Raw genomic sequence first — 12,071 nt, 5'->3', positions numbered from 1 at the left:
ATGGGATTGGAGCTTCTGGTCGGAGCGGGTTAATTATGCGAATCGCTCGAGCATGAGGTACCGATTGAGGGTACCAGAGCCCCCGTCCGCGGAGTAGCGCGCGACCTCGCGGGCGCATGTTCCCACAGATGCTACAAGCTCGTCGATTTCCGATTCGTCAAAATGATGGCAGTAGCGCAAGGGGGAGGGGTCGGATTGCCAGCCGAGGAAGTGGTCGTTTTCGTCGAGCGGGAACGTGCCGCTTGACGCGGACTCGCGGGCGGCGGAATCGGCCGCGAGGGCCTTGCGCGCCAGTCTCTCATCGCGCATGAACTGCCAAAATGAAACAATCGCAACCCCGCCGAGCGCGGTGCGCTCAACGATTGCGTCGAGCACGGACGCCCTCATGTCAAACCCCGGGACATGATGCATGAAACCAAAGCAAACGGCCAAATCGCACTCGGGGATGCCGGCGTCGGCGAGTCGGCGATTCGGGACGGTGTGTCCAAGGTCGCCGAGCCGTGCCCAGTCATCTAGAAAGCTTCCGAGAACATCCATCTCGTAAAAGTCCGCGCCGGGGATCTGGGAGGCGTCTTTCGCGAGGTCGGCACAGGCATCGACCGCGTGGAATCGGAGATCGACGTCGGGAAAGGCGTTGAGGAGGAACCGTTCGAAGCGTAGGTTGCCGCAGGCGAGATCGAGGACGAGCGGCGAATGGCAGCCGGCGCCGCCGTTGTGCGCTCGAGGCCAACGGAGCTGCGTCAAGAGCTCGGCCGCGCGATTCCAACCCTCCCACGGCGCGCTGCGCGTTGCGGAGAATGATGCGGCGTGCTCGGCGTAAAAGCGGTTGTTGAGCTCGATGAGTTCGTGCGCAGTGGTGAGGTCCATGGGGCTCCCGGCAAAAATGCGATCATATCGGTACGGCTATTGTAAAGCGGAACACAGGGACGACAATGTGGCTCGGCTTGCATCCGTTGGGGCGGCGGCGCGGGGCTCATATACAATGGGCCCATGGAACAGATTATTCTCGACATACTCGAAGAGCTGCGTGCCGGCCGGAACGTCGACGATCGCACCTTGCTCAAGATGGGGCACGCGGCGGCGCGTCGTTCCGGCTCAGACAAGCGCGCGTTCGCCAAGCGACGTTTGCTGCCGTTTTACCAGCAGGTGAAGAGCGATGACCGTGCTCGCTGGGAGTCGTGGGGCGTGACCCCCGAGCTTGAAAAGCAGCTCCTTTCCGTCTTGCGCATGAAGCCGCGACGCAGCGCCTCGGGCGTGGCGACCATCACGGTCATCACCAAGCCCTGGCCGTGCGGCGGTGATTGCCTGTTTTGCCCGAACGATATCCGCATGCCTAAGAGCTATCTGCATAACGAGCCTGCGTGCGAGCGTGCCGAGCAAAACTGGTTCGATCCGTATCTGCAGGTCACCTCGCGCCTGACCGCGCTCAGCCAGATGGGTCACGCCATCGACAAGATCGAGCTCATCGTGCTCGGCGGAACGTGGAGCGACTATCCGCGGGGCTATCAGGTGTGGTTCATCGCGGAGATGTTCCGCGCGCTGAACGAGTTTGTGCCCGCTGTGGACGGGGCGTGCGCTTCCACCGCGCGCTCGTCAGATGATGAGCGGCCCTGCGTCCTCACCCGTTCGAGTGCCGAGGAACGGGGAGAGCTATACCGAACGCTCGGATTCCCCCAAGACGGCTCGCAGTTCGGTCGAGCGGCGGAAGATATCCAGCGCCGGCTGGACGAGCATGCATGCTCTTACAACCAGGCATTTTCCGAGCACTACGGAGCCGGTTCTCCTTGGCGCGCCGTCGCAGCCGAGCAAGTCGCCACATTCGATGAGCTCGAGCGGTTGCAGCGCGAGAACGAAACCGCCCGTTGCCGCGTGGTTGGTCTTGTGGTGGAAACGCGGCCGGACGCCATCACCCCCGATTCGCTGACGATGATCCGCCGCCTTGGATGCACGAAGGTGCAGATGGGCATTCAGTCCCTTGGCCAGGCGGTTTTGGATGCGAACGATCGCGGTATCGAGGTCTCCCAGATCGAGCGGGCGTTCGAGCTGCTGCGCGTGTTCGGGTTCAAAATCCACGCGCACGCGATGGTCAACCTGCTGGGTTCTACGCCGGAACGGGATAAGGACGACTATCTGCGCCTCGTGCGAGGCTTGCCGTTCCAGCCCGACGAGATCAAGCTCTACCCGTGCGCGCTTATCGAGGGCGCCCGACTGCAGGAGCGCTTCGAGGCGGGGGAATGGGCGCCCTATTCCGAGGCGGAGTTGCTCGACATTCTGGTAAGCGACGTCGCCGCAACCCCTCCGTTTTGCCGGATCTCCCGCATGATCCGTGACTTTTCATCGCACGACATCGTGGCGGGGAACAAGAAGCCGAACCTTCGTCAGCTCGTCGAGAACCGCCTGCGTTCTCAGGGGGATGTGCGCGGCATCCAGGAGATTCGTTTTCGCGAGGTCGCTACGGGCGAAGTTCCTGTCGATGCGCTGCGCATGGAGGACGTCTCGTATGGGACATCGAACACGTGCGAGCACTTCCTGCAGTGGGTGACGCCCGAAAACCGTATCGCGGGTTTCCTACGCCTGTCTCTGCCGGACGAGGAGTATGTGCGCTTGTTTTCCGCTCCCTGCGAGGTGGGCCTTGAATCCGAGGCGGCCTGCTTTGGAGGCCGGCGCCTGCCCGTCGTGCCCGGTGAGGCGATGATTCGCGAGGTCCATGTGTACGGCATGGCCACGCAGCTCGGTGCGGGTGGAACATCTGCCCAGCATCTGGGCTTGGGCCGCCGACTCATCGAGCGGGCCTCCGAGATCGCTCGCGAGGCGGGCTACAGCCGTCTCAATGTGATCAGCGCGGTGGGCACACGTGAATACTATCGTCATCTCGGCTTCATCGACCATGGCCTGTATCAGCAAAAGGAGCTCTCATGACTCAAAAGCCCTCGAACGCTTCTGCGGGCGCCGGAATCGCGGCGGGGGTGGCCCTCGGCGCCGTCGCCGTGGGCGCGGCGGCGATTTTTGTAGGGTCTCAATGCCTGCAGCTCGTGCGCACCAAGTCGGGCATGGCGCGGGTGAAGAAGGTTCGAGATGAGGCGGGCAACCAGGTTCGCGTTCTCCAGCAGGGCGGCGTGTATCAGAGCGCCACGTATTTGGATGAGCGGCGCTTTGAGCCGGTGTTTGCGTACTACCGGGCGTTCGACCGCATGTTCGATGCCGAGGCGTCCAAGCGCGCGGCAACGGGTGGCGGCATCGATCGCGTGCTCGTGATGGGCGGTGGCGGATACGCGTATCCCAAGCACGCGCTCACTGCGCATCCGGCCCTCGATATGGATGTTGTTGAAATCGACCCCTCCATTACGAGGCTGGCTCGCCGGTGGTTTTTCCTCGATGAGCTCGAGCGCATCGCTGCCGATCGGCTGCGTCTGATCACGGCGGACGCACGCACGTTCATCTCCCAGGCCCTTGCCGAGGGGACACGCTACGATGCGGTTGTGAATGATTGCTTTGCGGGCTGCGAGCCCGTTCGCGCTCTCGCCACGGTGGAAGCCCTGTGCCAGGTCAAGGTCTGCCTGAATCCCGGAGGTTTGTACCTGGCGAATGTCGTTAGTTCCGCGGGTGGGGAGAACATCGATTTTCTCCGCGACGCCGTGGCGACCGCTGCAGCGGTATTCTCGCATGTCCATGTGGTCCCTTGCGAGGATGTCGCGTTTGGCGCCGAGGACAACTACCTGCTCATCGCAACCGACGGCGCGTATTCCTTCCATGGCGAACTGCCTCTCGATGAAGCCTTGTACGGCGAGGTCATGCGCGATGTTTAAGAACGAGGCCCTTTTTGGGTCCCATTTCGGTCCCTGCCGCCCCGATGCCCGATTTGGCCGTGAGGACGGTCCTGCGTGTGCGTCATCCACTCACTCTGCGATGGACGAACGGCCCGGGTCTGCACTTGCCGCCGGCATGACCCGTCGCCGCTTCCTGGCAACCGCCGTAGCGGGATTCGGTATGGTTGTGGCAGCATGTGCGACGGGTTGTTCGGGGCTCCCCGGTGAGGCGGGGTCGCGCGACTTCGGCGCTGCGGGCCACGCCTCGCTTGCGACGATTCAGGACAGCGAACGAGGCGCGCATCGTATCTCAATCGTCATGGGCGGAGACGTCTTGGCGCATCGTGGCATTTGGATGAGCGGCGAGCGCGCCGACGGCACGCGCAATTACGACCATCTTTTCAGCGCGATCGCGCCTACGTTCAAATCTGCCGACATAGCGATAGTCAACCAGGAGACGGTGCTGGGCGGGGTGGAGATGGGCCTATCTGGCTTCCCGACCTTTAACAGCCCCCAGGAGCTTGGCGATGCCGAAGCGGCCGCCGGCATCGATGTCGCTCTCGCTGCGACTAACCATGCGCTCGACAAGGGCTTCGAGGGGATTGAAGCGACCCTGCGTTTTTGGCGCGAAAGGCATCCTGAGATGTTCGTGCCGGGCATTGCCGATTCGAATGAAGCGGCAGATAGACCGTATATCGTCACACGCGGTCGCATTGCGGTTGCGATTCTCAACTACACAGAGACCACCAATGGCATCCCCATGCCGGCTGAGCATCCGTATTGCGTCAAAAGCTTATACAGGTCGAATTTCGCGGCGGATGTCTCCCGTGCTCGCGAGGCGGGTGCCGACATCGTCATCGCTTGTCCTCACTGGGGGACTGAGTATGTCTACGAGCCGAATGCGGCGCAACGACGTCTCGCCTCTCGTCTGATTGAGGCGGGGGTGGACGCGATCATCGGAACGCATCCGCATGTTTTGCAGCCCGTTGAATTGATGCATCGACCGGATGGACGGCGTGTGCCAGTCTTCTGGTCGCTTGGCAATCTCATCTCACGTCAGATGGAGGCGCCTCGGACCGTTGGCGGTCTCGCTGGTCTCACGGTGGAGAAGATCGGCAATGTATGCGCGATCACCTCGTGTTCCATCCAGCCGACCGTGATGCACAAGACATCTCGATCGGATACGGGGATGCGAGTCTATCGTCTCGCCGACTACAGTGACGAGCTCGCGGGCGGGAACAACGTGGAGACAACTGAGGATTTCCCCTCGTTCGCGGTGGCCGGTTGCCATGACTTTGCGTCGAAAGTCCTCGGCGCGTCATATGACCGTGCGTCATCGTCTCTGCTGCTTGAGGTCAATCCGCTGTAGCCCCATCGATTGATCTTTGCTTCCGCCTCTCCGCATCTTGCTTCGCGCTCTCTCGGTACTACAACTCCCTTCCTCGCATCATCGCATCGCGCCAGCCGACGACCCTTCGACGCATGCCATCTATGTCGAGCACGCCTTCGGCAAAGCCCTTGCGGACCAACTCGGCGGGCAAAAACTCGTCGTATTTGTCGAAATAGGGGACCTCGCCGGGATATAGGAGCTCGATTGGGTCGAAGTCCATTTCGGCTTCGGCTGCCACCACCTCGAAGAACGTGCGCGCATCCGCTTTCATGCGAAACTGCATGAAATAGGGGCGGGACGGATCGAGCCCCTTGATTCCCAGTTCGGCTGCGCATTTGATTTTGAGCAGCCGTTCGAGTGCGAGAAATGCGTAGCTACCCAGCCATGGGAAGAGCGCCCATGTGTCTCCGCCCAGGTTGATGAGGGGTCCTGCTCCCATTGACGGGACGGTCTCGGTCTCGTTTGCTATACGCGCCTCGTCTGGGGTCCGTGTGTCAACTGATGCGACCGCGGAGCCGACGCAATGAATCGCGCCGTGCTCATCGGCCTCCCAGATATCCTCGGCATCATCGATGTGGTTTTTGGCACATACGGCGATTGAACCGTGGTTCCTGCCGGTTATCCCCGCGTTGGCTGCGACGTGGCGCGCCTGCGCGAGGCGTGCGCGGGCGTTGCCCATCAGATATGGATAGACATCGTTCTCCTCGAGTACGCGCCGCATGCGCTCGAGCACATGGGTGTCGATGTCGCCCGCGCAGTCTCCGAAATAGGCGGGAACGCGACCCTTCACCTGGGTGCAGTAAACGAGATGCCGCTTCCAATCAACCTCTTCGACAAGCCAGCAGTGGCCTGCAATAGCGATGCGTTCCCCTGCAGGCGGCGGGTTCACAATCGTTCCGAGTTCCGCGGATTCGCATCGTACGGTGAATTCCTCGTTTTCTTGGAACACCGCATAGAACTTGAAGGAGTTTGTGATTCGCTCCCCGGATAGCCCGACGATGAGGCCCCCTCCCTCGGTGACCTCGATGTGCTCTGTTTCGATGAGGTGGTGCAGCAGGCAGCGCAGGTCGTCGGCGCTGATGCGATGGAAGTACGAGAGGGTGAGCACGCGGTTCGCGAGTTCTGCTGGCGTGAGTTCGCCGCAGCTCGAGAGTGTGCTCATGACCTGGTGATACAGCAGGCTGTAGGGCAAGCGGTCGAGCGCCGGGGGTTCGACCCAATGCTCTTCGCGGTAAAGCTGGACCAAGGCGATTCCCTGGATCAGCTTCCAGGGAATGGTCTCGGGCAGCATCGCTCGCGGCTCAGGTTGCTCTTCTCGCATAACGAAGTGCATCTCAGGCGGCAGGTCGCGCCGGCCTGTGCGCCCCATCCGCTGTAAGAAGCTCGACACGGTGAATGGCGCGTCGATCTGGAAGGCCCGCTCGAGCCGACCGATATCGATGCCGAGTTCCAGGGTCGCGGTGGTGACGGTTGTTTGGCGTTGCTCGTCATCGCGCATGAGCTCTTCGGCGCTCTCCCTATATGAAGCAGAGAGGTTGCCGTGGTGGATGAGGAAGCGGTCGGGCTCGTGTTGGGCTTCGCAATACGAGCGCAGGCACGAGCAGACGGCCTCGGCTTCCTCGCGGGAATTGACGAAGACGAGGCATTTGCGCCCGCGCGTGTGCTCGAAGATGTAGCCGAGGCCCGGATCGGCTTCCTGTGGCGCGATGTCAGTTCGGGCCATGATTTCTCCGCTGGGAAGCGCATCGATGCGCACCTCGTCATCCGCGTAGGGCTCATGCGGGTTACCGCCATGCACCACATCGGCTTCGAGCGCTCCAAGGGCCTCGACGGCTCGCTCCGGCGCCTGTGGCCCGGCCATATAGAAGTGCTCCATGGATAGACGCCATGTGCGGCGTGGTTCCTCGAAGCGCGGGATGACACAGCCCCTTCCCGTGCCAGATGAGAGGAAGGCTCCCGTGCGCTCGGGGTCGCCGATGGTTGCCGATAGCCCGATACGCCGAGGATTGACTCCCGCCATGCGAGATAGGCGCTCTATGAGGCAGAGGGCCTGTCCACCGCGATCTCCCCGCAGCAGGGAGTGAACTTCGTCGATAACGACGTAGCGCAGGTCGCCAAACAGACGCCCGACCGCCGCGTGACGGTGGAGCAGTAGCGCCTCAAGCGATTCCGGTGTGATTTGCAGGATACCGCTCGGCTTTTTGAGAAGCTTCGCCTTGTGGGAAGAGGAGACGTCTCCGTGCCATCGCCAGACCGGGATGTCCGCTTCCTCGCAAAGGGCGTCGAGTCGCTGGAACTGATCGTTGATGAGGGCCTTGAGCGGGCCGATATATAGGGCTCCGACGGTTGCCGGTGGGTTTTCCCAAAACTCGGTGAGGATGGGGAAGAAGGCCGCCTCGGTTTTGCCCGACGCCGTCGATGCGGTGAGCAGGACGTTGTCTTCGGTATTGAAGATCGCGTCCGCTGCGGCAACCTGGATGGAGCGCAAGTTCTCCCAGTCATGGGCATAGATGAAGTCTTGGATAAAAGGCGCATAGCGGTTGAATGCGTTCACGTTGGCCCCCTCCCGTCCAAATCTTGGGAAAAAGAGTATAGCACAAAACAGAACATATGTTCTAGAATATAGAGCGCAAGGGGTGCATCGAGTGCCATGAAAAGACCCGCGAACTTGGGGTTCACGGGTCTGGTCTGCGAGAAGTGTCCGGTCTGCCGGGCGATGCATGCGGGACGCCCGCGCACTCAATCGGTGCGAGTCGGCGTCCTACAGCACGGTGGAGGCCACGATGTAGATGACGTAGAGGAACACGAAGATGACACCCTCGCGGCGGGTCATGGTGTGTTTGGTGCCCACAAAGGCAAAGCCCACGAGCATGATGGAGAAGATGGCGAGCAGGGCGAAATCGAGGTTGTACCCAGTGGCGTAGGCAACGGGGGAGAACAGCGCCGGCACACCCATGACCAGCAGGACGTTGGTGATGTTGGAGCCCACGACATTGCCGACGGCGATATCGGTGTTGCCCTTGAACGCAGCGACGACGGAGGTGACGAGCTCGGGCAGGCACGTGCCCAGCGCGATGATGGTGATGCCGATGACGCGCTCGCTGATGCCCAAGGCAGTGGCGACGGTCACGGAGTTGTTGACCACGTAGTCGGCGCCGAACTTGAGCAGCGCAATGCCGAACAGCACGAGCGCGATGGACACGAGCATGCCTCGGGGCTCATCGGCGTCGGCGTCGTCATCTTCGAGCTCGTGGGGCTCGAGTTGCGTCTCGGGGTCGAGGTCGTCGTGGCCGCTATCGCCCTCGCGCAGACCCAAGAATACGGTGTAGGACATGAAGGCGGCAAAGACGACGAGCAGGATGATGCCCTCGAGGGCGGTGAGCTCTCCGCCCGTGTTGGCGAGCAGCATGAGCAGCAGCACGGAGGCGACGCTCACGGGGATTTCGAAGCGCTGGGTGTGACGTGCGAGGGGCAGTCGCGTGATGACGGCGCTCATACCCAGGATGAGCAGGAGGTTCGCCAGGCAGCTGCCGGCGACGTTGCCGAACGCCATATCGGCATGCCCGTCGATCGCCGAGACTACGCTCACCACGAGTTCGGGCATGGCGGTGCCCACGGCGACGACCGTGAGGCCGATAACGCGGTCGGGCAGGCCCACGCGCGCGGCGATTTGACTGGAGCCGTTGACGAGCAGGTCGGCGCCCCAGACGAGGAGCGCGAATCCTACGATGATGAGGAAGAGTTGCAAAAGCATGTCGGTCTTTCTTGATCGCGTGATACTACGGTGCGCCCGTTTAAACGGCCGGCGCCCGTCGCTGGTCTGCGACGGGCGCCGGCAATCGCCACACTTGGGTCCAAGAGCGGAAAATGTGCGTCTATACCATCGATTAACAGGCGCGATGATTTAGATTACCGTGAAAAATAACCCCTTGGCAAGAAAAATCGGGTCAAGAGACCGTGCGCAAAGTAAAGGCTTCACTGCGGCGAACATGTTCCTGGCTCGCGACGGATGCGATTCGCGGTTCGTGCCACGTGCGTCTTAATTCGCCTCGACGCCTTCCGTCCAGGCGGCCATGTCCTCGATGCGGATGGCATTGGCCACCTCGCGCACGGCTCCTTCGCCGTGAGCCATCTCTGCGAGCGCATTCGTCATGGCTCCCTCGCAGACAGCTCCCGTGACGAGCGCGAATGACCCGTCTTCGAGCTCCATGACCTGCTCGGTCGCGATACCGTGCTCCGTAAGGACCTCTTCGGCGCGCGCTTGGGCATCGCCCGTGTCACCGGGGACGATGCGCACGTAATACCGGGTCGAGAGGTCTCGGATATCGCGGATCGCAAGCTCGCGCTTGAAAGGTTCGGGCTCGGGAAGCGGGCTCGTACCGACCGAAAGGGGCTCTGCGAGTGCTAGGACGTCACCCACCACGGCGCTCGCGGTGGGGAAGGCGCCCGCGCCAGCGCCGTAGAACATGGTCTCGCCCACGGCGTCGCCCACGACGTACACGGCGTTCATCGCGCCCGAAACGCCGGCGAGTGGGTGCGATGCGGGGATCATGGCGGGGTGCACGCGCACATCGATGCCCGAGCCCGTACGGTGGCCGATGGCGAGCATCTTGATGGCGTAGCCGAGTTTGCGAGCGACCTCGATGTCCTGGGCGGAGATTGCGCGGATTCCCTGTGCATGCACGTCATCGGTGGTGATGCGAGTGGCGAACCCGATAGAGGAGAGGATGGCGATCTTGCTGGCGGCGTCAAGGCCGTCGACGTCGGCGGTGGGGTCGGCTTCGGCGTAGCCCAAGCGCTGGGCGTCGGCCAAGACCTCCTCGTAACCCAGGCCCTCCTCGGCCATGCGCGACAGGATGTAGTTGGTGGTGCCATTCACGATGCCGGCGACGGTGATGACCTCGTTGCCGGAGAGGTCGCGTTCGAGCGTGTTCACGATGGGGATGCCACCGCCGCAAGACGCCTCGCAGCGAAGTTGGACGCCGGCCGCGCGAGCAGCGGCGGAGAGCTTTTCCATATGGCGGCCGAGCAGGGCCTTGTTGGCCGTCACCACGTGTTTGCCGGCAGCGAAGGACTGTTCGAAAATCTCGGTCGCGGGATGCTCTCCGCCGATGACCTCGACCACGATATCGATGGACGGGTCGGACACGACGTCGTGCCAGTCCGAGGTGAACTGCTCGGGATCGATGCCGAGCTCGTGGGCACGCTTCTCGCTGCGGTTGCACACGCGTGCGATACGCAAGTCGATGCCGAGGTTCTTACGATAACGCTCGGCGTGAGTCGTGATGAGACGATAGACGCCCCCGCCCACGGTGCCCAATCCGATGATGCCGACGTTGACGGTGCGGGTGCTCGGCTGCATGGAAGGCTCCTGTTCTCCCCGGGCGTGCCGCCTTGTGGGGCTGGGTGTGCTTGTGTTCCCAGCATTCTACTCGCTTTGAGACGCGAACGGTCAAGCGCGAGGCGGGTGGCGTCTAGCACAAAAGCGGGTACGTGGGGCGTGGGTCATGCAAGTGGCGAGTGCTCGCGGGCAGAAGGCATGAATTGTTTCGCCGAGATTTCGAGTGGCCCCTACGGCGCTTTTCTTTGGTAAAGCGTGTAAGCTGAAGCAACCTTGCTGGCAAATCGCCATGAGGGCAGCTACATCGCCCGTGCACCATGACGGGCCGCATTTGAAAGGAGAGCCGCATGTCGAGCCTCACCGGTAAGTCATTCAATCCTGTTATGAATCGCAGGAGCGTTATCGCAGGCGTAGCAGGTCTGGGGGCGTGTTCCATTATTAGCGGCTGCTCCGATGGCGGCTCGGCCGCAGACGGCGGCTCCGATTCCGCCGGGTTCAAGATCGGCTCCATGGGTCCGCTGACCGGCCCTGCCGCTTCTTATGGCACCTCTGTCACCGGCGGTGCAGAGCTGGGCTGCAAGGACTTCTCCACCGACGAGCTGCCGCTCGTCTTCAAGGCTGAGGACGACGTCGCCGATGGCGAGAAGGCCGTCAACGCCTTCAACAGCCTGGCGGACTGGGGCATGCAGGTTCTCGTGGGTCCCACCACGACCGGATGTTCGCTGGCGGTCGCCCAGGAGGCCGAGAACGCCCATCTGTTCATGCTCACGCCTTCCGCCACGGCCCCGGATGTCACGGACGGCAAGACCGTCGTGTTCCGTGCGTGCTACAGCGACCCTGCGATTGGCGTCCACTCCGCCGAATGGCTCGCGCAGAACTTCCCGAATGAGAAGATCGCGACCTTCCATAACGCCGGCGACACGTATTCCGCGGGCGTTCACGACGCCTTCCTCGAGAAGGCAGAGGAGCTCAAGCTCGATATCGTGGACAAGGAAACCTTCAAGGACGATTCCGCCACGAGTTTCACCAATCAGCTCACGAAGGCCAAAAACGCCGGCGCCACGCTGATTTACGCCCCGATCTACTACACCCCTGCCTCGGTCATGCTCACCAATGCCTCCGAAATGGGCTACGACGTGAAGGTCATGGGCTGCGACGGTATGGACGGCATCTTGGGCGTCGAGGGTTTTGACGCCGCGCTCGCCGAGGGGCTGTACCTCATGACGCCGTTTTCCGCGGACGATCCCGAGAACGCCGATTTCGTGGCTGCCTACAAGGAGGCTTACGGCGAGGTTCCCGATCAGTTCGCTGCCGACGCCTACGATTCGGTGCATGCCGTGGCGTTGGCGCTCGCAGAAATCGGTCTCGGCGCCGACACCGATCCGGCGGAGGTCGCCGATGCGCTCCCCGAGGCTATGACCAAGATCACCGTCGAGGGCCTTACCGGCACGCTCACCTGGAACGACAAGGGCGAGGTCGAGAAGGAGACCACCGTGTACGTCATCAAGGACGGCAAGTACGTCCTGGCGTAAGG

General features: G+C 62.3%; 8 protein-coding genes. 4 read left to right on the top strand and 4 right to left on the bottom strand.

Annotated features, from left to right (window positions below):
- Positions 1–33 precede the first annotated feature (33 nt).
- On the bottom strand, positions 34–867 hold the full coding sequence (locus AOBCEHNH_RS07190) for a class I SAM-dependent methyltransferase (RefSeq protein WP_152063734.1): 834 nt from the start codon (positions 865–867) through the stop codon (positions 34–36).
- Positions 868–990: 123 nt separating this feature from the next.
- Between AOBCEHNH_RS07190 and AOBCEHNH_RS07185 the strand changes: the two genes are divergently transcribed.
- From AOBCEHNH_RS07185 to AOBCEHNH_RS07175, 3 genes are read left to right on the top strand one after another with little or no spacing between them, the layout of a single operon-like run.
- Positions 991–2,919, top strand: a complete 1,929-nt coding sequence (locus tag AOBCEHNH_RS07185; RefSeq protein ID WP_152063733.1) for a tRNA uridine(34) 5-carboxymethylaminomethyl modification radical SAM/GNAT enzyme Elp3 — start codon at positions 991–993, stop codon at positions 2,917–2,919.
- Positions 2,916–3,806, top strand: a complete 891-nt coding sequence (locus AOBCEHNH_RS07180) for a spermidine synthase (RefSeq protein ID WP_152063732.1) — start codon at positions 2,916–2,918, stop codon at positions 3,804–3,806. Before AOBCEHNH_RS07185 ends, AOBCEHNH_RS07180 begins: the two co-directional genes overlap by 4 nt.
- A complete protein-coding gene (locus AOBCEHNH_RS07175) occupies positions 3,799–5,175 on the top strand; it encodes a CapA family protein (protein ID WP_193221222.1) in 1,377 nt (458 codons plus the stop codon). Before AOBCEHNH_RS07180 ends, AOBCEHNH_RS07175 begins: the two co-directional genes overlap by 8 nt.
- A 58-nt stretch (positions 5,176–5,233) precedes the next feature.
- Here AOBCEHNH_RS07175 and AOBCEHNH_RS07170 read toward each other — a convergent pair whose 3' ends face one another.
- The 3 genes from AOBCEHNH_RS07170 to AOBCEHNH_RS07160 form a co-directional block, all read right to left on the bottom strand.
- Positions 5,234–7,750, bottom strand: a complete 2,517-nt coding sequence (locus AOBCEHNH_RS07170; RefSeq protein WP_152063730.1) for a DEAD/DEAH box helicase — start codon at positions 7,748–7,750, stop codon at positions 5,234–5,236.
- Positions 7,751–7,957: 207 nt separating this feature from the next.
- Positions 7,958–8,950 (bottom strand): calcium/sodium antiporter, encoded by a 993-nt coding sequence (locus tag AOBCEHNH_RS07165; RefSeq protein ID WP_152063729.1) that lies wholly within the window; start codon positions 8,948–8,950, stop codon positions 7,958–7,960.
- 285 nt (positions 8,951–9,235) lie between these two features.
- The gene (locus tag AOBCEHNH_RS07160) at positions 9,236–10,558 is read right to left on the bottom strand and encodes a homoserine dehydrogenase (RefSeq protein ID WP_152063728.1); all 1,323 of its coding nucleotides are present in this window, start codon (positions 10,556–10,558) and stop codon (positions 9,236–9,238) included.
- 326 nt (positions 10,559–10,884) lie between these two features.
- Between AOBCEHNH_RS07160 and AOBCEHNH_RS07155 the strand changes: the two genes are divergently transcribed.
- Positions 10,885–12,069: an ABC transporter substrate-binding protein gene (locus tag AOBCEHNH_RS07155; protein WP_152063727.1), complete on the top strand. Its 1,185-nt coding sequence runs from the start codon at positions 10,885–10,887 to the stop codon at positions 12,067–12,069.
- The last annotated feature ends 2 nt before the right edge of the window (positions 12,070–12,071 follow it).

Origin of the sequence: Collinsella intestinalis (assembly GCF_902501455.1) — a bacterium.
Classification (GTDB): domain Bacteria; phylum Actinomycetota; class Coriobacteriia; order Coriobacteriales; family Coriobacteriaceae; genus Collinsella; species Collinsella intestinalis.
Note: the sequence above shows the minus strand (reverse complement) of the source record. Positions and strands in the feature narration are given on the sequence as shown.